This window comes from Patescibacteria group bacterium, assembly GCA_035288465.1.
GTDB lineage: Bacteria > Patescibacteriota > UBA1384 > DATEAH01 > DATEAH01 > DATEAH01.
Genome location: DATEAH010000007.1, coordinates 14,978 through 38,115, shown reverse-complemented (window position 1 = coordinate 38,115; position 23,138 = coordinate 14,978). Strand labels below are relative to the sequence as shown.

Genomic DNA, 23,138 nt, shown 5'->3' with positions numbered 1-23,138 from the left:
GATATTAGTTATTAAATAATCCGGAGGATTTTATGAGACTTTCATATTCTGCGATTAATACTTATCAAACGTGTCCCTTAATGTTTAAATTCCAATATCTCGATCGCCTCCCCACCAAACCTTCGGAAAAAATGTGGTTTGGCAATCATCTCCACGAAACCTTAAAGTTTATTTTGGAAGATGTTTATCATTTACCAACTCAAGCAGAAACAATCAAACTCTACTCCGAAAATTTCGATAAGAGCATTTTTGCCGAAAATGAAGTGGCGCAAAATTATTTTGCCAATGGCCTGAAAATTGTGGAAAATTTTTATTCCCGAATCAAAAAAGCCATGCCGGCCGTTGTCAGTATTGAAGAAAAATTTGTCTTGCCAATGGGCGAACATAACATTTCCGGGGTTTTTGACCGGGTTGATAAAATAACTGATAATCATTTTGAGATCATTGATTATAAAACTGGCCGGGTACCGACACAAGACAAAGTTGATGATAATTTACAGCTCACTATGTACGATTGGGCCGCCAAACAAAAATGGCCCCACCTGACCGATGTTAAACTCTCGCTCCATTTTTTAGCACCGGATTTAAAATTAAGCACTAAAAGGCAAAAAGAGGATCACCAACAGCTCGAAGAAACGGTGAACAAAACTGCTGAACAAATTTCATTAGAAAAATTTGCACCAAAACCGGGTCCGCTTTGTGGTTGGTGCGATTTTCAACAGTTTTGTCCCATTATGAAAGACCGATTTCGCCAACAAAAAAGAAGTATTGATGAAATCGTTTTAAAATATTTAGAACTAAAATCAAAAGAATCAGAGTTGCAGGATAAAGCCGAAAATTTAACTCCACATTTGCATCGTTATATGGACGAAAAAAAAGTCGAAAAATTATTTTCCGATTTAGGAGATGTATATCGGACTAAGACCGGAAAAATCTCTCATCAAATTAAAAAGAAAAAATAGGTTCTCAAATTCTAAATAGTTCTCAAGAATTCTGTATTGTCAGCACTATTTAGTAATTTTATTGAAACGTCGCCCAAACTATACAGGCCAAAATTACCAGCGCCGCCAAAATAGTTCTTTTTTTTAATTCCTCTTTAAAAATCAAAAAACAAGACAAATAAACCAAAATCGGTCCCAAAGTCATCACCATCACAGTATAGACCACTCCAAAAAATTCAAAACCGTAAAACTTCAAAATCATTTGTGCCGCCCCCATTACCGCTGAGGCCGCAATTAAAGCCAAACCTGATTTTGGTAAATTATTTAAATTGGGACGGTACCAAAGCGCAAAAAAGATAAAAATAATTAAAGTCCTCAAAAAATACAAGCTCACTGGCGAATAAACATTTAACAAAACTTTAATTAAAATTAATTCTAGGGAGGTTAAAATAACACAAATTATCAAACCCGCAGAATATTGGCTAATCTGGAAATGAGATTTTCTGACATGGGCAAAAATTAATGCCAAACTCGCAATTATTGCTGCCAATTCAACTTGCCATTTTCTCTCTTCGATGAAGAGCAAACTCGCCAACAAGATCGTCACTAAGGGAGTAAAAGTAATGATCGTTTGAAACTCATAAAGTTTCTCTTTTTGAATCCCTTGATAATAAAAAATATTCCAGACAATTGCCGTTACCAACATTAGTCCAAAAATAATTAAATAGGTTGGTGTTAAGGCTTTAGTAATATTTATCGAGCCTAAAAATGGCAAAAAAATTGCGGTAAATAAACACAACAATAGAAATAAAGTCACTTTAAAAACATCGAGTTGAATTTTCTGGCGAGATAAAGCAAATTTATCAACCACAATTCCGATAACATTACTTAGCATCGCCAGTAATGGGTACAAAATCAAAAACCCTCCTTTGGGTCAAAAAATTGGCTGAAATAATTTATTTTTTAGGAAATATCGGTTCAATTTCCTGAGTTTTAATCTGCTTTAAAATTTGTGCACTAGTTTTAGGCATAAATGGCGCTAATGAGTTGGCAATCAGACTAATTTTCACGACCATTTCCCCAATAAATTTGGCAAATTTCACAGGCTCGGTTTTGGCTAATTTCCACGGCTCGGCAAGTTCTATCTCTTGATTTGCGGTCACCACAAATTCCCAAATCCGGTCTAAAGCATCCTTAAACTTCAAATTTTCCAAATCTTTTTCAACCTCGGTTAAAGTTTTTGTCTTATCGGGAATGGTCTGAATTTGGTTATTTTTGGCTAAACTTAAAATTCGTTGTACTAAATTACCCAAATCGTTGGCTAAATCAGCGTTGTATCGCTCGGCAAATCTCTCTAAATTAAAATCACCATCATGACCAAAAGTAAATTCGCGCAGTAAAAAATATCGAACTACATCTGCCCCATACTCATCAGCTAATTTTACCGGATCAACCACATTATTTAAACTCTTGCTCATTTTGTGACCATTAATAGTAAAAAAACCGTGGGCAAAGATTTTCTTGGGTAATTTTAAACCAAGACCTAAAATAATCGCCGGCCATACCGTGCTATGAATTCGCAAAATATCTTTCGCCATCAATTGAAGGTCGGGCGGCCAAACTTGATCAAAATCCTTATCTGGCCAATTTGTCGCGGTTAAATAATTTAAAAGCGCATCCACCCAAACATAAGTGGTATAATTTTTATCAAAAGGCAAACTAATTCCCCAATCAACTTTTTCCTTTTGACGGGAAATTGCCACATCAGTTAATTTTTCATTTTTCAAAAAACTAATAATTTCATTTTTTCGAGTCTGAGGACTTATCTCTAAATCGCCTTTGGTGATTAATTCCTGCAGCTGCGATTGATATTTTGAGACTTTGAGGAAATAACACTCCTCTTTAATTTTCTCGGGTTTAGTTTTATGAATTGCGCAAAGTCCATCAACCAAATCCTTATCAGTTTTAAACTCCTCGCAACTTACACAATATAACCCTTCATAATTACTTTTATAAATTAAACCCGCTTTAAATAATTGTCGTAAAACCTTATTTACTACCTGGACATGGTTCACATCCGTGGTGCGGATAAAATAATCATTGGAAATATTTAATTTTTGCCAAGCTGATTTAAAATGCCCGGAAATATCATCGACAAATTGTTGCGGCGTCGTCTTATTTTTCTCAGCCGCCTCAGCGACTTTTTTACCATGCTCGTCAGTACCGGTCAAAAACATCACTGGTTTATTTTTGGCACGATAATATCTCGCGATTACGTCAGCGGCGATTGTCGTGTAAGCATGACCGATATGAGGCTTATCATTAACATAATAAATTGGCGTGGTGAGATAAAATTTTTTCATTTTAACCTTAAATTATTTTAATTATAAATTCTTTTAAATTTGTTTGATTGGGGATTTTGCGAACTTTAACTTTAGTAATTTTTGCATTTTCAGACCCGATTTTAACCAGTTTTAAAAATTCATCTACCGCGTCCCCTTCACCTTGGACTTCAAGTAAAACCGAACCTGAAGGCTCATTTTTTGCCCAACCTGCCAGGTGCAAATTATCGGCATGTTTTTTTAAATACGACCTGAAAAAGACTCCTTGAACCCGACCTGTTATTTGGCATTGATAGCTTTTTTGAGGCATATTACAAATTCTCCCTTAGCCTTAATTTGTTTTTCAACTTCGCTAATTTTTCCTCGATAAAAGCTTTCATAAATCTTTGTCAATTCTCGAGCCACTACTACTTCAATGTCACCAAAATAGTTCTGCAAGTCCAGCAAGGTTTTATTAATACGATATGGTGATTCGTAAAAAATCAATACGCCCTCAAAAACCATTTCCGAAAGTTGTGTTAATAAAGTTTGACGACCTTTTTTCTTAGGTAAAAATCCCACAAAAATAAATTTTGATTCCGAAAAACCACTCACTGATAAGGCAGTGACGGCTGCTTGCGCTCCTGGAATCGGGATAATCTCTATTTTATTCTCAAGCGCTTTTAAAATCAAGCTGGCACCAGGATCAGCAATCCCAGGCGTACCCGCATCTGACACCAGAGCCACCTGCTTACCATTTTTTAATTCCCAAATAATCTCGTCAATTTTCGATAAGCGCGAATGTTGGTGATAAGAAATAAGCGGTTTTTTAATTTCATATCTTGATAGCAGCCGAGTGGTCAGACGAGTGTCTTCGGCCGCGATCAAATCAACTTTTTTCAAAGTTTCTAAAGCTCGCAAGGTAATATCCGCCAAATTACCAATCGGGGTGGCAACAATATATAAAGTTCCCAAATTCATATTTCCTCAAAGTTATTTTAACCACTGAAATATTAAGGCAAAATCAGCTAAAACTAAAACAATCAAGGCCAAAAAACCAAAAATATTACTCCAAACCCGATTTGTGTGTTGACCCATAATTTTTTTATTATTACAAATAAACAATAATAACACCACCAAAACTGGCATCAATAAACCGTTTAAAACCTGGGAATAAACCAAAGCTAAAACTGGATTAAATTTCAATAAAGCAATTGCTACTCCAAAAATTAAAGTTAAAATCATTACTGCATAAAATCCTTTTGCTTTTGAATATGGCTGATCCAAACCTTTTTTCCAACCAAAGGTTTCCGAAAAAGTATATCCTGTTGAAGCTGCCATTACCGGAATTGCCAAAAAACCAGATCCTAATATCCCTAAAGAATAGAGTAAAAATGACATTTTACCTAATGGCTTGAACGCTAAGGCAATTTCGCGGGCTGAATTTAACTCATGATTTGCACCAGCAAAAACCGCGGCGGCGGCGACAATAATGAAAAAAGCAATAAACTGCGAAAAAAACATCCCTGATGTAACCCCAATACTCTCATCATGAAGTTTGGCGACGGTTTTATTTTCCTCAATTTCCTGTGTTGCTTCCCAATAAATTAAAAACGGGGTTAAGGTTGTTCCTAAAAATGCCACCGCAATTAAAGCAAAACTCATATTAATTGATCCCAAGGTCGGAACTAAAGTATTCTTTAAAACTTCACCCCAAGGAACATTTAAAAATAAAGCCGAACCAATATATAACAAAAAGAAAGGGGTTAATAAAAACAAATAACGGCTAATTGCTTGATAACCTTTGGTCCAAAGTAACCAGAAAAATATTCCACCCAGCAATAAGATATACACTAATTCCGGAATTTTAGTTAATATTGAAGCCACATCAGCCATTGCCGCAATGTCTGCGCCCATTGTAAAAGTATTACAAATTAAAATTATCAAAGTCGCCAAATATGCCCAGGCTCGGCCATAATTCTCAATAACAATAGAGTTTACACCTTTTTTGGTAACGACGCCAATGCGGGCTGACATTTCTTCGACTACCGTCAACAACGGCCAAGCCACCAAACAAAGCCAAAGCAACTGGAACCCAGCGATTGCTCCAATCTGAGTATACGTGACTATACCAGAAGGATCATTATCGGCACTACCGGTGATAACACCCCGTTTTGATTTCCAGAAAAAATCTTTAATGCCACGACGATTCTTGATTATGCCAGAAAGATATTTTAGACCAGATTTAACTTCTCCTTCCACTACCACGCCCGTGTATTCCACTCCTTTACCCGCATATTGAACACCCTTGCCAGTGGCTTCTACTCCCTTACCAACTAATTCCAAACTTTTACCCGCGACCTCAAAACCTTTTTCGGTAATTTCGGCACCTTTTTCGGCGCCCTTAATTCCCAACTCAGCCCCGCCCTTTACAATCGCACCGGTAGTATCAATCCCTTTTCGAACTATTCCTGCTGGTTTTTCTTCTGGCAATTTTTCCGGAGTTTGCGAATCAGGTTGAACATTTAATTGCTCATTTTTTGACGATGCAGATTCTTCTTCAGGTTTGTTCTCTGGTAAAGGCTTGGTAGAGTTCATGCCATTCCTCCATTGATAAAGTCTGAGCTCGACGCGTAGGATCGATTTCAGCTTGGGTTAATATTTTTTGCACTGTTTCGGGTGCTAATTGTAAGCTAGTCGCAAGTGAATTATGAATTTGTTTTCGTCTTTCCGAAAATCCAGCCTTAACTAAAGTAAAAAATAATGGTTGCGAAACTTCGAGAAATCTTTCGCGAATTTTATTAATTCTAATAATGGCTGAATCTACTTTGGGAGCTGGGAAAAAACTTTCAGCTTTCACAATCTGAATTAATTTGGGCTGGCCAAAAAATTGGACCGAAACCGATAACAAACTCATTTCGCCCGGTTTCGCACAGAGTCTTTCCGCGACTTCTTTTTGAACCATCAAAACCATACTCTCGGGCTTGGTTTCATTTTCTAAAAAATATCGCAAAACTGGCTGGGTAATATAATAAGGTAAATTTGCGACCACTTTGTATTCAGCAATTTTGCCTAAAACTCGATTCAATTCTAAACCCAAAATATTTTTTTGGATAATTTTTAAATTTAAATAATGACCACAGGTTTCTTGTAAAATTTTCACCATATTAGGATCGACTTCGACTGCCATTACCCATCTCGCGTTTTGGCAAAGTTGATCAGTTAGGGTCCCAATCCCGGCTCCAACTTCAACCACATAATCTTTATGGTTAATCTCCGCGGTTTGAACAATTTTTTGCAAAACCTCAAAATCCGACAAAAAATTCTGACCCAGTCTTTTTTGTGCCCATAAATGATGCTGCGATAAGATTTCCGCCAGCACTTTTTTGTCGGTCAGCTTCATAAATCCTCGAAAATGAAAAAAGAATAAATGACTCTATCCTTATTATATAGAAAAAGTTTTCGAGTGCCAAGCCGAAACTATGGCCATCGGCCGCGATAGCCGTGCGCCCATGCCCAAGCCGTCACATAAATTTGCGCCCGCGCGTTACTAATACTCGCACCAGCAAAATCAGCTTTTGGACTTAATAATTGCCAAGTAGAGTAAGCATATTGAAATAAACCATAATATGGTCCAGCTGGATTATATGAATCCGAGTGACCATTACTTTCTGCCATCATTGTCCGGCATAAAGAATTCGGATCAATATTATTCTTGGCCGCGGCATCCTCAGCCAATAAATTATATCCAGCACACCGTACCGTTACTTTTTTACGGGTACCGCGTAAAACAATTTTTGTCGTAGGCTCGGTAATAATTTTTTCTTTAATTGAATCCTTACTCACCAACTGATTATTTTCAAAAGTTAAACGGAATAAAACCTCTTTTTTGCCATTTGCCCCGCTTCGTTCCACCCGATTTTGACCAATATAAAGCGAAGCATCATTTTTATAATTTGTCTCAAAAGCAATTGAAACCATTTCGGTTTGTTCTTTTTGTTTCACCCTCACGATCACAACTTTTAAATTATCTGTCAAAGTTGTTTCCAAAGACGGTGTTAACCGATCAAGTTGCCCAATTTTAATCTGTTTTTCGTCTAATAATTGCCCTACAGTTTCTTTCCAGGTTCGAAAAATTTTCGGAATGCCACCATCATTGACCCAAATCGCCGTCGCGCGCCGGATTCGAATTTGAGTACCCAAACCGAGTTGCGGATCAACTAAAACCGTCACGCGGTCTTCTGGATAAATTTTTAAACCGATTTCATCATAGATTTCCGCAAGCCGGCTCTCAGTCACAAAATATTGACTTTCCACACCATTATCAATAATAATGATTGGCTTTGCACTAATCTGGGCGCCCAAAACCTGAGCGGAATTTTGATGTCCCCTAATTCCAAGCCAAACTAAGAAAAAGAAAAATATTGTGAGCACTATTCCAAATTTATATCGGTTTAAAAAAGAAAGAATAATCCTCTCCTTTCCTGTTTGATTTTAGCAAAGCATTCCAAATTGTCAAATTTTAGTTTTTGAGTTTTTTAATTGGCGCGATACTCAAAGATAGTTTTTTTACCCCTACCCCGGCAAACGCCACGGTCGCGATATCCCCATCCAATTCCACAATTATACCTTGTCCAAATTCTTCATGTTCAATGCGATCACCATCAGTAAAAGAAATATTAGTTTCAAGGTCTTGATTAATATCATCAACCGAAACATCCGTCCCTTCCGATGATTGGCTCGCCGGTTTAATTTGCTCATGGCTGATTTCATCAATTAATTCTTTGGACAAATCATCCAAAAAGCGCGACCGCAAATTAACTTGAATTGAACCATACAACAAACGCGATCTGGCAAAAAGCAAATAAAGCCTTTTTTTCGCCCGAGTCATCCCCACATAACATAAGCGCCGTTCCTCTTCCATTTCTGCCGGTTCCAACAAACTGTTGGCGTGCGGAAACAAACCCTCTTCCATGCCGACCATAAATACTACCGCAAATTCCAAACCTTTCGCGTTATGCGCGGTCATTAAGGTGACGGCTTCAGAATTTGGATCCCAATTATCAATTTCCGCTACCAAAGACACCTCTTCCAAAAACGAACCCAGGCTATCGATGGGTGCCATGTTTTTAAAATTCTTCGTCACCGATTTTAATTCTTGGATATTTTCCCATCTGCTTTCAGCTTCAATGGTACCGTCTAACAAATATTCTTTATATTTGGTGGCAGATAGAACAAAATCAATCAATTCTTCAATATTTAATTTGTGAGCTGCTTCGCGCAATATTGCCATTAATTCCAAAAATTTCGTGACCGCTTTCTGCGCCCGACTATTGATTATTTCCAATTTATCAAGACCAATCTTAACTTTTTCTAAATCCTTGCCATTTTTTTCAAACAAACTCACAATTTGTGTCCAAGTCTTGGGAGTAATTCCGCGTGGCGGCAAATTAATAATCCTTTCCAAACTTACCAAATCATCTAAATTATAAATCGCACGTAAATATGCTAGCGTGTCCTTGATCTCTTTACGGCTATAAAATTTCGTCCCGCCAATGATCCGGTACGGCAAACCATATTTTAGAAAAATTTCCTCAATCGCTCGGCTTTGCGCGTTGGTGCGGTATAAAACCACAAAATCTTTTAACGAAAGCTGACTAGTTCTGACCGGAGACGAATCATCAGATAAGCTTTTAATTTCATTGACAATAAATTCCGCCTCATTTTTTTCATTTTGGGCTTCAAAAATTGTCACTGGCACACCCTCTTCATTTTCCGTCCAAAGCTGTTTTTCTTTTTTGACGACATTTTTACAAATTATTTCATGTGCCGCGGCTAAAATTCTCTTTGTCGAACGATAATTTTGTTCTAATTTAATGATTTTCGTCTTAGGAAAATCCGATTCAAAATTCAAAATATTGCGAATATCTGCTCCGCGCCAGCCGTATATTGCCTGCGCATCATCTCCAACCACACAAATATTTTTATGCTCAGCTGCTAATAATTTCACCAACATATACTGAGCTCGGTTCGTATCCTGATATTCATCAACCAAAATATATTGAAAGCGTTTTTGCCATTTAATTAAAATCTCCGGATATTTTTTGTACAACCAAACTGTTTTCATAATCAAATCATCAAAATCCAAAGCTTGATTATCTTTCAAGATCCTCTGGTATTCAGCATACACTGCCAAAACTATTTCATGAAAAGAACTGCTCACGTATTTCGCATAATCTTGAGGGGTTAAAAGTTCATTTTTCGCCCCTGAAATCATATTTAAAATTAATTCTGGCGCATATTGCTTGGGATCAATTTGTAATTTTTCCATCGCTTTTTTGACCACGGTTTTTTGATCTGCGGTATCAAAAATGGCAAAGTTCGATTTAAAACCCAAGGTTTTGGCTTCTTCGCGCAAAATTCGCACGCAAATTGAATGGAAAGTACCTAAAAACGGCATCAGCCGAAAATGGTCGTTTTCATTTCGACCTAAAAGTTTGGCAATTCTTTTTTTCATTTCCGCGGCGGCTTTATTGGTAAAAGTAACTGCTAAAATATGCTGAGGACTGATTCTTTTTTGATAAATTAAATAAGTGATGCGATGGGTTAAGACTCGAGTTTTGCCCGACCCTGCACCGGCAATTATTAATACCGGACCCTCGGTGGTGAGAACGGCCTCTTTTTGCTCTGGATTGAGATTTCCCAAAATATCTTTCATTGCTTTCTAATTTTACCAGTTTTTAGGCAAAGAAAAAAGAGGTAGAGCCTCGGAAAAGTTCACGGGTCCACCTCATTTAATAATAGTTTTTCTCAATAACCTCGCTCATAAGCAGATCTTGGCAGAGGCAAATTCTTAGCATAAATAATATCAATCGTAACTTGGCGATGCTCTCTAAGCAGTTCTAAAAGCTGCTGTGCATCTTCTTCGCTCTCAACTTCGACTCCGTAAAAACGCTCTTCCAAATCCACATCAGTAATGTTAGGGTTAAAAATCATCTGCCTAAACTCTTTGCTGGTCATTTCGGTACCTCCTCGGATTGTGTGGCGATTAAACAGCTTGTGGTTAATATACCAAAAATTTACGAATAAATAAAGACTCGCAACAAATATCCCGCAGATTTTCCTTTCTTAACGATAGGAGTGCGGGATTGTTGCTATCGAGGCAACAAAAAAAGCGCCTATTCTTTTTACCTCGGCTCACCGATAAGGTGAGACGGGCTGCGCTTAGACTTGATTTTCTTCAAGCTTTGTGTTAGAATAGGCGCGGAACTAAACGCCCACTATTTTTAAAATGTTTGGCGCGTTCCGCGCCTTGGAAGGCTGCAGTCTTCTAATGATCCCCGAAAAACCTATTGGCCCTTCAGAGAAAACTCAGTCTCTGCAAGCCTTTGTTTAGAAGGTGCGAGTGCCGATCCTCTGTTGTACCAATCTCTACCCTATTTTGGGTAGTTGGTACGCTTGAGCAAGATAATTTTTATCCAGCTTAAGTGTACCAACTACTCATTTTTTATTTTTATTTTTTTAGGTGCAATTTTGTAGTGTTGTATAGCAGAAGAATTAAGGTATTAAAAAGCCCTCCTTGTCTTCTTCCACCCGATGCAATTTCAGAAAATTTTCGGTAGAGATTAGTTGTTAATCTTCATCTTCATTTCTGAAGATTATACCATTATATGCCATGGGTTTAATTTTGTCAAGACCTAAAAGGGGGCTAATTTAATTTTCTTTGAAAACTGAATTCGTTTTTGCTAATTTTCATTTTGCATTTTGATTTTTGCATTTTGATTTTTGATGAGTTATCCACAGCCTAAATTTATTATTTTCGGTTTTTTTTCTCAAAATAGATAATTACCCCTAAAACAATTATCACGATTCCAACCACAAAAACACCAGCCACCAAAAACCAATTTCCAGCTTTAAATAACAAACTTGTTAAAAAGTGCACGATTGCCTGGCCAGGATGAGTTACGTCTAAAATTATCAATAAGAAAATCGCCACCAAAAAACTGATTACCACTTTTCTGAATCGACCTGAATGAAAAATAAAATTATAATTTATCCAGGATGAAATTCTTTCAAAAGCACCTGAATCTGGCTTTTTGTTCTCGGTAAGATCTAAAATCGCCTCACGGTAATATTTTAAAGCCATTTTAATATCTTCTTTGGAAACTTCCTGGTCATATTCTACAAAAATACTCTCTTTTACTTCAAGCGCCCGCGCTAAATTTTTCAAATCAGAAAAGCGGCCTTTGGCCTCATGGATTTTTTCATAAACATTCTTGCCCAAATAATGTTGCTGAGTGAGAATATAATTTAATAATTTGTCAGATTCTGCCAGCGCCATACACAAACCCGCCAAAGTTCCCTCATTTTGGTAGTCATCAATTGTTCGCCAATCAATCACGTTTTCATCAAAAAAATCTTTCATCTCTTTCCTATGTATTTAATGCTTCTACTGTATTTAATGTTTCTACGAACGAGCTTCAACTTTACGTTTTTTTTCCAAATCCTTAAAAGCTAATTGGTCAGGTACAAAATAAAGCTCAATTTCGCCAGTTGGGCCATTGCGATGTTTTTTAATCATTATTTGCGCAATATTTTTGTTTTCCGTGTCTTTGTCATAATAATCTTCCCGATAAATAAACATCACCACGTCTGCATCTTGTTCAATTGAACCTGACTCTCGTAAATCAGCTAATTGCGGCTGGTGATTCGGCCTCATTTCCACGGCTCTTGAAAGTTGTGAGCAGGTTAAAACTGGAATGTTTAATTCCCGAGCCAAGGCTTTCAAGGAACGGCTCACTTCAGAAATTTCTTGGACACGGTTTTGATCACCTGTAAAACTTCGACCTTGGATTAGCTGTAAATAATCAATTACTATCAAACCTAAACCATGTTCCGCTTTTAATTTTCGAGCTCTGGTGCGAATTTCCATCGAGTTTAAAACCGGTGCGTCGTCAATATACAAAGGCGCCTCAGACAAGACCCCCATTGCATAACCAATTTTCGGAAAATCTTCATCATCAAGATTGCCGGTCCGTAATTTCCACGAATCCACGCCCGCCTGCGTACAAAGCATTCGGTCAACTAATTGTTCTTTGCTCATTTCCAGAGAAAAAATTCCGGTCGGAATTTTTAATTTAATTGCCACATGTGCGGCCATATTTAAAGCTAGGGTAGTTTTTCCCATCGAAGGTCTGGAAGCTAAAACAATAAAATCAGAAGGCTGCAAACCAGCCAAAATATTATCCAAGCCGTCAAAACCAGTCGGTACACCCCGCATTTTGCCTTTTTCTTTGTGAAGCTTATCAATCCTCTCAAAAGTATCAGATAAAACATCTTTCATGGAAACAAATTCTTGCTTTAAAAATTTTTGGGTGACATCAAACAAAATTCTCTCTGAGCTATCTAAAACTGCATCAACATCTTCAGATTCTTCATAACCTAACTGGGCAATATTTTGCGCAGCTTCAATAAGCCTTCTTAAAATTCCTTTTTGGCTAATGATATTGGCATAATAAACCACGTGGCTGGCAGTGGGTACGGAATTTGCTAAGGTGGCTAAATAGCTTGCCCCGCCAACTTCTTCTAAAATTTTTAATTTCTCTAAAATATCAGTCAAAGTAATTAAATCAATTGGCATTTTTTTATCATACAAACCCAGCATTGCCCCATAAATTTGGCCGTGCGTTTCCCGATAAAAATCTTCAACCTTTAAAATATCCGCCACTTTTATAATCGCGTCTTTATCAATCAATAGAGAACCTAAAAGCGATTTTTCAGCTTCAATGTTTTGTGGTGGCAATTTGCCGACAATATCCGCCATTTGATCAAATTTTTTGGCATGGGTGGTGCGGTTGCGTTTTCTCGCCACTTAATCCTCTTTAAAATTATTTATTACTCAAAAACTTGACGCGCTTCTTGGGCTAATTTTTCTTCGAGCTGCTCTTCCGCTTCCCGTAATTTATCTGAATTTTGCTGAAATTGGTCTTTGTTTTGATCAGTCACTTTTTCACACGATAATTCATATCCTTGGCCAAAAACAGCCTCGATCACTTTTTCAACTAAGACCTTTTTTTCGTGAATTTTATCAATATATAATTTAAATTTTGCTCCAATAATTATTTTATCATCTAAAATTTGCAATGGCACGCACATTTTCAAAAACGAGGCTAAAGAGCTATTTTCCTCTTTAACTTTTTCACAAATTTCCGCCCAAAGTTCGATAAATTTCGTCATTTCTTGAGGATTCTCGGTTTTGAGATTCTGTTTTGGGTGCTCGATTTTTAAATTTGATTTAGATGAACTACTTTTTGATGTGTCAGATTTTGGCGAATCTACACTCGGCTTTACAATTTTGTCCTGAAATCTTGTTTCTCCGTCTTTTTCAAGGTTTGGCACGATTAATTCCACTAAAACCATTTCGAGGGCCAGTGGTGGTTGCGAGACAGTTTTTAAATAATCCTCCACGCCACGAAAAGCTTTGATGATTTCTAGTAATCTTTTTAGGCTAACTCGATCTTGCCATTTGGAAAACTTAGCTTCTTCATCCTCGTCTAAGCCTAAAAAAGAAAATTCCAAACCACTTTTAGCTAAGACTAATTTTCTTAATTCTTCAATCACGGCATTGGCAAATTGCGGCAATTCATAGCCTTTGCTAAAAATTTTATTCACCAATTCAACCGCTTCCTTTAAAGAGTTTTTAAAAATTAAATCCATTAACCTCAGGACTGATTTTTGCGAAGTCAAACCCAATACATATTCAATGTCTGCTAAAGTGATATTGCTTTTGGTCATTGCCCGAAGCTGATCCAAAAAACCAATGGCATCACGCAATGATCCTTCAGAATTTTGTGCTAATAACTCCGTACCTCCGGCTTCAATTTTGATTTTTTCAGTTTTGGCGATTTTTTCGAGTTGCTGGGAAATTTGTAAAACTGATAATCTTTTAAAATCAAAACGTTGACAACGTGAAAGAATGGTTGGTGGTATCTTGTAAGCCTCTGTGGTTGCCAAAATAAAGATCGCGTGCACTGGCGGTTCTTCGAGTGTTTTTAGCAGGGCGTTAAACGCTTCGCGAGTTAACATATGGACTTCATCAATGACAAATACCTTATATCGCGCCCGGGCGGGTGTAAATTTAATTTTTTCAATCAAATCTCTAATTTTATCAATGCCGCGATGCGAAGCTGCGTCAATTTCAAAAATATCCAATGACCTAGACTCACTTATTTCAAGACACGACTGGCATCTGTTGCACGGCTCGAAACTTTTATTATTTTCACAATTAACGGCCTTAGCCAATAACCTCGCAATCGTGGTTTTGCCAGTCCCGCGAGGCCCAGCAAATAAATAAGCATGCGAAATATGGCCATGGCGAATTGCGCCAGCGAGAGTTTTTACCACTGGCGCTTGGTTCACGACCTCTTCAAACCGCTGTGGTCTCCATTTACGATACAAAGAAATAGGAAGCATCTTGCCCCTCATCTGTTGAAATTTATGTTTTATAGAAATAAATTTAATATTTTAATTTTTGTTTTGTCTCTTTTTATCTTAAACTATTATTGAAAAAATGCCAAGATTTGACAACAAATTATGGAAATAGTACGATTAAAATAGATGCTCAAACAATTAGAGATCTGCATTGCGGATAAACTGAAATCCCGTCTTTATAGTTTTATTTTAATATAAAACTAATTCCAAACTGAAATTTGAGATAAAAGAATAAAAAGGAGGGTTTTTTAATGCTCAGAAAAGAATTTGTGAGATTATTAGCGACAAATTCAAATTTACCTGTGAAAAAAACGGAATTATTCGTAAGAACTTTTATTAATGTCGTGACCTCGCAATTAGCACAAGGCAATAAAGTTTTAATTTCTAATTTGGGGGCTTTCTCGCCGAGTGCGATCTCTAATAAAAACATCGATCCCCAACAAAACCCCCAGCCTACGGCAAATAAAAAGAAACCTTCATTTAATACCAGCTATACGCTCAAAAAATCGATTGGCAAAGATTATACTGAACCCAAAACGCAAGCTGCTAAAACTGAACCAGAGTTGGCACCTATTTCTGGTGAACAAATTATTCCAATCCAAAGACCCGCCAAAACTGAACCTATTGAAAAAATTTCTAGCCACACTACCTCTGCGCCCGCTTCTCTGGCAGCAAAAACTACCCCACAAAATCAACCTTCTTCATCATTTCTCAAATCTGGTTCACAAATTAATTATGGTACAAAAATAAAACCTACCCCTGATAGTCCAAGCACTACTATTCCTACCCCTTCGCCTAAACCTGAGTCTAAACCAGTTGCTCCTTCGCCAACTCCGTCCACTAAAAAATCCTTTTTCGGTTTTTTATTTGGCAAAAAATCAGCTTCCAGGACCTCTTCTCCCACCCTTGATGCTTCAGAAAAACCAACCCCAACAAAATCTGAAAAACCAATAGAACCTGTAAAAACCGCTCCAATTGCTGGTCCCAAAAAAGAGCCCACAACTTTAACTCCAGTTCCAACAAATCCAGCTGCAAAAACCGCTCCTAACCCCAACAATCTTGCAGCTCAAAACCCTAATCAAGCCAATGTTTTTAAAAACGCCCGCAAGGAAATTACCGCGACTTTATCCGAAACTGCAAAACCAAAAAATGATATTAGCTATGTTGATCTTCGAAGCCATAAAATTCCCAAAGAAATTTTAGCCAAAATTCCAGAATATATCGCCAGGCTTTATCAAGCGATTCCGGTTGAAGAAAAAAATGGCAAATTAATCGTCGCTATGGTTGATCCCGAAGATTATCAAGCCATCGAATTTATCAAGAAAAAAACCGGTGCAGAAATCAAACCAGCCTTAGCGACCCAAGAAGATATTGGTCATGTTTTGGAACAATATTCAGAATTTGAATCTGAAATAGCTCAAGAAATTAAAAAAGCGACTCCAGAGAAAGAAACTAAAACAAAAGAAGACCAAGAAGAAGATATTGCCAAAGCTGAAGCACCAACTTCACGAGCCGTCCAATCAATTCTCAAACGCGCCGTCTTATCCGAAGCTTCAGATATTCATATTGAACCTTATGAAAAAGAAGTCATCGTTAGATTTAGAATTGATGGCGTGCTTCAAGAGGTAGTTTCCTTGCCAAAATCGATACAACCAGCCGTTATTTCTCGTATTAAAATCTTAGGAAATTTAAAAATTGACGAAACTCGACTTCCGCAAGACGGTCGTTTTGGACTCACGGTTAATAAACGTAAAATTGATTTTAGGTTAAGTGTTTTTCCCACTGTTTATGGCGAAAAGGCGGTCATGCGTATTTTAGATAAATCGGGTGGCGTGTTAACTTTAGAGGAATTGGGTTTTCGTGGCGAAGCTTTCTCCCGTTTAAACGATGCCATTAGTAAATCACATGGGATGATTTTAGTGACTGGACCGACCGGTTCTGGTAAAAGCACTACTTTATATGCCGTCTTAGGCAAATTAAACAAAGAAGGTGTTAATATTATTACCCTTGAAGACCCGGTTGAATATCAGATTAAGGGTATTAACCAAGGTCAGGTGCGGACTGACATCGGTTTTACTTTTGCGAAAGGCTTACGTTCAATTGTCAGACAAGATCCGGATATTATTATGGTTGGTGAAATTCGCGATCTCGAAACCGCCGAAATGGCTGTCCATGCGGCTTTAACTGGCCACGTGGTGCTCTCAACTCTTCATACTAATGACGCCGCTGGAGCGGTGCCTCGTATGATTGATATGGGCGTTGAACCATTTTTAGTCACTTCTTCGGTTAATACTGTTGTGGCTCAACGATTAACTCGTAAAGTCTGCGAACATTGCAAACAAAAAGAACCTATTGCCGATGAAATTCTTACTGAAATTAAACAAGAATTAGCCAAGCTCCCCGAGAAAGAAAAAAAGGAGCTTGATAATCGCGAGATGGTCTTTTATAAAGGCAAAGGTTGCACAGCGTGCAATAATATCGGCTATAAAGGACGGGTTGGAATTTTTGAAGTCTTTGCTTTAACTGAACCGATGAGAAATTTAATCTTGAAAAAAGTTTCCTCCCAAGAATTAGCCACCAAAGCGATTTCCGAAGGTATGATCACCATGAAACAAGATGGGATTTTAAAAGCGCTTGATGGTATTACCACTGTTGAAGAAGTTTGGAGAGTGACTCGAGAATAAATTGAAAATTCATTAATTATAGAGGGTTGATATGAAATTTATATATCGCGCCAAGACTGAAGATGGCGTTGAAAAAGCCGGTGAGGTTGAAGCGGCAAATAGCCTGGCGGCGGCGGAAATTTTAAGAAAACAAAGTCTCTTTGTGACCTCTCTTTCCGATTCCAGTAAAGACTTAGCCACCAGCTCTTTTAATATTTTAAATTATTTTTCGAAAAAAGTCGCTCTCCGCGATAAAGTAATTTTCACTCAACAATTAGCGGTCATGCTTAAATCCGGCTTTCCCTTAGTCGCCGCCTTAGACACCCTCAAAAATCAAACTAATAATAAATATTTCTCCGAGCAAATTGCGGAAATTTCCGAAGAAGTCAAAGGGGGCAATGCTCTTTCCGATTCACTTTCAAAAAGAAGCGATATTTTTCCTAAAATTTATAGCCAAATTGCCAAATCAGGCGAAAAATCCGGCAAGCTCGATAAGGTATTAACCAGATTGGCTGGTGATTTATCTAAAAATTATGACTTAATGTCAAGAATAAAAAACGCCTTAATTTATCCAATCTTTATTTTGATTTCCTTGGTCGCGGTGGTCGTTATTATTATGATTTTTGTGGTGCCTCAATTAACGAGCTTGTTTAATGAAGTCGGTGCCACTTTACCGCTTACCACCAGAATTTTGGTTGGTGTCAGTAATGCATTTGTTAATTATTGGTGGCTAATAATTACGATTGTGGTGGGTTTATATCTCTTATACCGTTGGACTAAACAATTCCCTGAAATTAAATCTGTGTTTGATTGGATTAGCATGAAAACCCCGGTAGTTGGTCAATTACAAAAAAAGGCTTATTTGGCCACTTTTGTCAGAACCTTAGCCACTCTAACTGCGGCCGGTTTGCCAATTTTGGAAATTTTCGATACCTTAGTCGAATTAACCGGCAATGTTCATTATCAAAATGGGCTTAGAAAGGTGGCTATTAAAATTGAAAATGGTTCACCGGTTGGCGCCTCTCTTTTCGAAGATAAAAATTTTCCACCTTTAATCTGCGAGATGATCACGGTCGGTGAAAAATCGGGTAACTTAGACTATGTTTTACGTAATTTAGCCAAATTTTTAGAAAAAGATGTCGCTTATATGAGCCAAAACTTAACGACTTTACTCGAACCAATTTTAATGATTGTCATGGGTGCGGGCGTTGCCTTTATTTTGATGTCTGTTTTAGGTCCAATTTATAGTTTAGTTCAAGTTATTAAATAGAGAAAAATATGAATCAATATTTCCGACAAGGCATCAGTATAGTTGAAGTTCTCGTCGTAATTTCTATCATTTTAATCCTTAGCGTTGTTTCCTTCGCGGCCCTGACTCGAGTCGCACCCCATTATCGGTTGACTGGTTCGGCGAGAGAAATGGTCGCAGCCCTACGTGAAGCCCAAAGCTCCACTGTTTCCACTCAAGCTCGGCATTTAGTGAGGTTTAATTTAGGAAACGATAGCTACACCAATTATCGCTTAGCAGTTGATGGCTCTGAAACAGAAGTCAGCAACACCAACCTATCTCGTGGGATTCGCTTTTTCCAAGTAAATCTTACCAATAATCAAATTACTTTTACACCTTCGAGTGCACCCTTAAATTATGGTACCATAATCTTAAATAATAATCTTGGTGAAAAAATTACTATTGAAATTACCCCGGTCGGACAAATTAAAACCTATTAATATGAGAATATCAAGACAAAATCTTAAAGTAAAAAATTCAAAACCGGCCAAAAATGGCTTCACCTTGGTTGAAGTTTTATTGGCTTTGCTGGTTTTTATTATAACCACGACCGCGATTATTCAACTTTTTCCAGCTGGCTTAAGAGCCACCAAAACTTCTGAAAAGGAAACCACCGCTTCAAATTTACTCCAAGGTGAAATAGAAAAGATCCAAAATACTGCATATGTTTCAGTTACAAGTCAGGTAAAAAACCGTATTACAAGTGATACCACAAGCCCATTTTATGATTATTATTTTCAAACCATAGTTATCTATGTAAATAATGGCTTAGTCCAGTCTCAAACAGAAACGAACTTGAAAAAAATTACCGCCACCGTCTTTTGGACTGACGGTGGCCAACAAAAAAGTCTGACCAGCACTTATCTTAAAGGTAAATAAAATGAGATTTTTGCCCCAAAAATTCGTAAATTCCAAAACTCGTCGCAATTTAAAATTCAATCAAGCCGGTTTTAGCTTAATGGAATTATTAGTTGCGATTACAGTTTCACTCTTGATTTTAGGTTCAATCTATACTGTTTATGCGGTTAGCCAAAAATCTTATAAAACTGGCTCAGCCCAAACTGATTTAACCCAAAACGCCCGCATTGGCTTGGAAAGAATTTCCCGAGAGCTCAGAGAAACTGAAGAAATCGCCACGGTTTTAACTGCCACCAAAGATAATCCCTTAGTTGCACATGAAATTAGTTTTCGAGATTCTAATTTTGAAAAAATAAGATATATTAAATATTACCTTTCCGGCACAGATTTAAAACGTCAGATTTATCACTACTATGTCGATTCCGCTGAAGTCTGGGTTTCATATGACACCAGCGATGCCGTTCTTAGCTCTGATGAGGATACTATTATTTCTAGTAACATCACCGGCTTGACGCTTTATGGAACTTCCATTATCACCATTGATTTAACCGCAACTCAAGGCTCGCAAACAATTAATTTACAAACAGAAATTAAACCTCGGAATTTAATATGAAAAAAAACAAACTTTTAAATTTTAAAATCTTTGGCCAGAATTTTCGTAATAATTCTGGTTTTGCCCTGACTACCGTCCTCTTTATTATGGTGATTATGATGGCAATTGGTACGCTTTTTATCTCCGTTGTTTCTTATGATTTAAAAATTACTAAAAATTTAAAAAACTCTAATTTGGCTTTTACTTTAGCTGAATCTGGCATTCAAAAAGCACTATGGGGCCTCAACCAACCAAGTTTAAATTATGCCGGCGAACAAAATACTGCTCTGGGTGGGGGCAAATTTACGGTCACGGTTGCCCCTTCAGCTTCTGATCCGAACGAAAGACTCATTACTTCGACCGGTTACTACCCAGTTTCTTCACCCTTTCCCGCCCAACGCCAAATTCAAATCATTGCCAGCACCGAAGCTTCTGAAGAAGAAGCCGCCTTCCATTATGCGGTCCAAATTGGTGAATGGGGCTTGGAAATGGCCAGCAATTCTATCATTAATGGTAATGTTTATTCTAATGGCCATATTGCCGGGGCTTCAAATTCACATATTAATGGTGATGCCTATGCGGTCACCACTATTACCACTCCAAATCCGGAAATTTCCGGCACCACCAACCCGGGTGCCCCATCACAACAAATGCCTGTTATCACGATTGATTTTTGGAAAAATGCCGCCAGCGAAAATGACGATCAAATTAACGGCGATTATACTATTACTGGCACCGGCGATTTTGGACCTCGCAAAGTTGTTGGTAATTTAACTCTTGGCCAAAATTCAGATACCACCCTCAAAGGTCCCATATATGTGACCGGGAATTTTGTGATGAGGTCAAATTCAACCCTCAGGCTCGATCCACAATTTGTCTCGGCAGGCACGGTGATTGTTGTTGACGGCACCGTCGTAATCGAAAGCAACACCAATATTTATCCAACCAGTGCTGATCCTAAAGGCTATATTCTTTTCGCCTCCACCAGCACTGATGTTTTTGCCAACACGATTAATTCCAATGGTGTCGGTGGCTTATTTTATGCCTTAAATGGTGGCATTACCATTAATTCAAATGGCCATGTGGTATCACTGATTGGTAAAAAACTCACCTTGAATAGCAGCGCCACCTTAGATTATGACATGGGATTAGCAAGTTCCATCTTTACCACTGGTCCTGGCGGTAAATGGCTTATGAAAAGTAAAACTTGGAACGAAATTTATTAGCTTTAAAAATTGACAGATATTTCATTTATTGATAAATTAAAATTAGTATTAAAGGTCAGGGGCGCATCTCTATCCTTAAAATTTAAAAATTATCCGGGGCTGATTATTTATTGAGGAATAATGTCTTCATTTGATCGTTTTTTACAAATTCAGGAAAACTTACTTGGTGTTGATTTAGGTTACGATAGCGTAAAAATTGTGGCTTTAAAAAAACGTGGCAATCAAAATTATTTAAAATCCTTTAATATTGTTAATATTCCCGCCAAAGCCAACCAGCAAAAAGACATTGCCGATCGGGTAATTGCTGATGCGATTAAAAACGCTTGTCGAACTGCCAGGCCTCGTATTTTCGAAAAAACCGCCGTTTCCGGTTTGCCAGAATCTAAGGTTTTTACAAAGATAATTCAAATTCCAAAAATGACTGATGAAGAATTAGCTGTTGCCGTCCCCACCGAAGCGGCTCGACATATTCCCATCCCCCAAAATGAATTATATTTAGATTGGTTTTCCTTAGGACCAGCCTCCCAAAATAGCCTAAATGTCCTAATCGTGGCTGCCCCAAGATATTTAGTCGATAATTATTTTAAAATCTTTAAATCTATTGGCATTGATTTGATCGCCCTTGAGACCAAACCAATCGCCGCCGCTCGCGCCATTGCCAAAAAAGGAGAACAAGGTACCTTTTTAATCCTTGATATTGGCGCCGCCGCCATTGGCATTAGCATTTACGATGTTGATAGCATCAAATTCACCTACACCGTACCTCATGGCGGCAACACTTTAACGAAAAGTCTCGCCAATAGCTTAAAAATTACTGATGTTGAAGCTGAAAAACTTAAAAGAGAAACGGGTTTCAAAAAAGACCCTAAGTTAAATCTAATTGCGGCAATGTCGCCGGTTATCAATGATGTCATTGAAGAAATCAATAACGCCATTAAATTTTATGAAACGCGCACCAAGCCGGCCCGTAAAATTTCTGAAATTCGACTTTGTGGGGGCGGGGCATTAACCCCTGAAATTGCCACTTATTTAACCGAAACGACTGGCAAAAAAACCAATATTGCCAACCCATTTGTTAATATCGCCTCACGAACCTGGCGAAAAATGCCTCAAGAACAAATTTTACGATTAACTACAGCGGCTGGCTTAGCTTTAAGGGATCAATACTAATGATAAAAATCAACCTTCTCCCGCCACAAGAAAAAGAAAAAATTATTTCAAAAAGAAAAAGTCTTTATTATTCTTCGTATATGACTCCGATTGCCCTGTTAGTTGTTTTAATCTTAATCGTCATCTTTTCTGGAGTCCAATATTTCAATATCATCAATCGTGGCCTTGCAAATCAAATAAATGATGCTGCCAATAAGCGTAAACAATACGACCAGATTTTATCTCAAGTTCAAAAATATAATGAAACTTCTACCATTATTAAAAAAATCTCCGCGTATCAAGTCGATTGGGAAAAAATTCTCTTGAATTTAGCCAATCAAACTCCGGGCAATCTCCAATTAACCACCTTTAAGATTAACGAACAATCCCAAAATAAAATCGAAATTGCCGGTTTTGCTGGTAGTTACCGCACGGTGATGCTTTTTAAGACTAAACTGGCTACTTCGAATGAATTTAATAATCCGGTTTTTATTTCCGCTTCAATTAATCCTGATGGCGGTGGCTTAACTTTTCAAATGATCGCGGAATTAGCAAATGCTAAATTTGCACCTACCACTCAATCAACCGGCACCAAATCTGAGGAGTAATA

21 protein-coding genes are annotated in these 23,138 nt (G+C 37.7%); 9 read left to right on the top strand and 12 right to left on the bottom strand.

Going from position 1 to position 23,138, the window contains the following annotated elements; translation table 11 throughout:
• Nucleotides 1-32 precede the first annotated feature (32 nt).
• On the top strand, nt 33-962 hold the full coding sequence (locus VJJ80_02470) for a PD-(D/E)XK nuclease family protein (protein ID HLC38967.1): 930 nt from the start codon (nt 33-35) through the stop codon (nt 960-962).
• Nucleotides 963-1,020: 58 nt separating this feature from the next.
• Here VJJ80_02470 and VJJ80_02465 read toward each other — a convergent pair whose 3' ends face one another.
• The 12 genes from VJJ80_02465 to dnaX form a co-directional block, all read right to left on the bottom strand.
• Complete coding sequence (locus VJJ80_02465) at nt 1,021-1,860, bottom strand: DMT family transporter (GenBank protein HLC38966.1); 840 nt, start codon at nt 1,858-1,860, stop codon at nt 1,021-1,023.
• 37 nt (nt 1,861-1,897) lie between these two features.
• Nucleotides 1,898-3,304 (bottom strand): class I tRNA ligase family protein, encoded by a 1,407-nt coding sequence (locus VJJ80_02460; protein ID HLC38965.1) that lies wholly within the window; start codon nt 3,302-3,304, stop codon nt 1,898-1,900.
• A gap of 7 nt (nt 3,305-3,311) precedes the next feature.
• Entirely contained in the window at nt 3,312-3,593 is a 282-nt protein-coding gene (locus VJJ80_02455; protein ID HLC38964.1) for an acylphosphatase, read from the bottom strand.
• Nucleotides 3,563-4,243 carry a 16S rRNA (cytidine(1402)-2'-O)-methyltransferase gene (rsmI, locus tag VJJ80_02450; protein ID HLC38963.1) on the bottom strand — a complete coding sequence of 227 codons (681 nt, stop codon included), beginning with the start codon at nt 4,241-4,243 and terminating at the stop codon, nt 3,563-3,565. Before rsmI ends, VJJ80_02455 begins: the two co-directional genes overlap by 31 nt.
• A gap of 12 nt (nt 4,244-4,255) precedes the next feature.
• Nucleotides 4,256-5,860: a divalent metal cation transporter gene (locus tag VJJ80_02445; GenBank protein ID HLC38962.1), complete on the bottom strand. Its 1,605-nt coding sequence runs from the start codon at nt 5,858-5,860 to the stop codon at nt 4,256-4,258.
• The gene (gene rsmA / locus VJJ80_02440) at nt 5,823-6,665 is read right to left on the bottom strand and encodes a 16S rRNA (adenine(1518)-N(6)/adenine(1519)-N(6))-dimethyltransferase RsmA (GenBank protein ID HLC38961.1); all 843 of its coding nucleotides are present in this window, start codon (nt 6,663-6,665) and stop codon (nt 5,823-5,825) included. Before rsmA ends, VJJ80_02445 begins: the two co-directional genes overlap by 38 nt.
• A gap of 77 nt (nt 6,666-6,742) precedes the next feature.
• Entirely contained in the window at nt 6,743-7,696 is a 954-nt protein-coding gene (locus tag VJJ80_02435; protein HLC38960.1) for a G5 domain-containing protein, read from the bottom strand.
• A gap of 88 nt (nt 7,697-7,784) precedes the next feature.
• Nucleotides 7,785-9,980 (bottom strand): UvrD-helicase domain-containing protein, encoded by a 2,196-nt coding sequence (locus VJJ80_02430; GenBank protein HLC38959.1) that lies wholly within the window; start codon nt 9,978-9,980, stop codon nt 7,785-7,787.
• A 92-nt stretch (nt 9,981-10,072) separates the two neighbouring features.
• On the bottom strand, nt 10,073-10,282 hold the full coding sequence (locus VJJ80_02425; protein HLC38958.1) for a hypothetical protein: 210 nt from the start codon (nt 10,280-10,282) through the stop codon (nt 10,073-10,075).
• Nucleotides 10,283-11,075: 793 nt separating this feature from the next.
• Nucleotides 11,076-11,687 carry a hypothetical protein gene (locus VJJ80_02420; protein HLC38957.1) on the bottom strand — a complete coding sequence of 204 codons (612 nt, stop codon included), beginning with the start codon at nt 11,685-11,687 and terminating at the stop codon, nt 11,076-11,078.
• A 42-nt stretch (nt 11,688-11,729) separates the two neighbouring features.
• The gene (gene dnaB, locus VJJ80_02415; GenBank protein HLC38956.1) at nt 11,730-13,085 is read right to left on the bottom strand and encodes a replicative DNA helicase; all 1,356 of its coding nucleotides are present in this window, start codon (nt 13,083-13,085) and stop codon (nt 11,730-11,732) included.
• Between the two features lie 71 nt (nt 13,086-13,156).
• Nucleotides 13,157-14,734 (bottom strand): DNA polymerase III subunit gamma/tau, encoded by a 1,578-nt coding sequence (gene dnaX, locus VJJ80_02410; protein HLC38955.1) that lies wholly within the window; start codon nt 14,732-14,734, stop codon nt 13,157-13,159.
• Between the two features lie 269 nt (nt 14,735-15,003).
• On the opposite strand from dnaX, the gene VJJ80_02405 reads away from it, so the two are divergent.
• The 8 genes from VJJ80_02405 to VJJ80_02370 all read left to right on the top strand — a co-directional run bounded on the left by VJJ80_02405 (nt 15,004) and on the right by VJJ80_02370 (nt 23,136).
• A complete protein-coding gene (locus VJJ80_02405; GenBank protein HLC38954.1) occupies nt 15,004-17,436 on the top strand; it encodes an ATPase, T2SS/T4P/T4SS family in 2,433 nt (810 codons plus the stop codon).
• Nucleotides 17,437-17,467: 31 nt separating this feature from the next.
• Nucleotides 17,468-18,685, top strand: a complete 1,218-nt coding sequence (locus tag VJJ80_02400; GenBank protein ID HLC38953.1) for a type II secretion system F family protein — start codon at nt 17,468-17,470, stop codon at nt 18,683-18,685.
• Nucleotides 18,686-18,693: 8 nt separating this feature from the next.
• The gene (locus tag VJJ80_02395) at nt 18,694-19,143 is read left to right on the top strand and encodes a GspH/FimT family pseudopilin (protein HLC38952.1); all 450 of its coding nucleotides are present in this window, start codon (nt 18,694-18,696) and stop codon (nt 19,141-19,143) included.
• Nucleotide 19,144: 1 nt separating this feature from the next.
• Complete coding sequence (locus VJJ80_02390) at nt 19,145-19,582, top strand: prepilin-type N-terminal cleavage/methylation domain-containing protein (GenBank protein ID HLC38951.1); 438 nt, start codon at nt 19,145-19,147, stop codon at nt 19,580-19,582.
• Nucleotide 19,583: 1 nt separating this feature from the next.
• Nucleotides 19,584-20,174 (top strand): prepilin-type N-terminal cleavage/methylation domain-containing protein, encoded by a 591-nt coding sequence (locus VJJ80_02385; GenBank protein ID HLC38950.1) that lies wholly within the window; start codon nt 19,584-19,586, stop codon nt 20,172-20,174.
• Entirely contained in the window at nt 20,171-21,379 is a 1,209-nt protein-coding gene (locus tag VJJ80_02380) for a PilX N-terminal domain-containing pilus assembly protein (GenBank protein ID HLC38949.1), read from the top strand. The genes VJJ80_02385 and VJJ80_02380 overlap by 4 nt, the downstream gene beginning before the upstream one ends.
• A gap of 120 nt (nt 21,380-21,499) precedes the next feature.
• Nucleotides 21,500-22,549, top strand: a complete 1,050-nt coding sequence (gene pilM / locus VJJ80_02375; protein HLC38948.1) for a type IV pilus assembly protein PilM — start codon at nt 21,500-21,502, stop codon at nt 22,547-22,549.
• On the top strand, nt 22,549-23,136 hold the full coding sequence (locus VJJ80_02370) for a PilN domain-containing protein (GenBank protein ID HLC38947.1): 588 nt from the start codon (nt 22,549-22,551) through the stop codon (nt 23,134-23,136). Before pilM ends, VJJ80_02370 begins: the two co-directional genes overlap by 1 nt.
• Nucleotides 23,137-23,138: the final 2 nt, after the last annotated feature.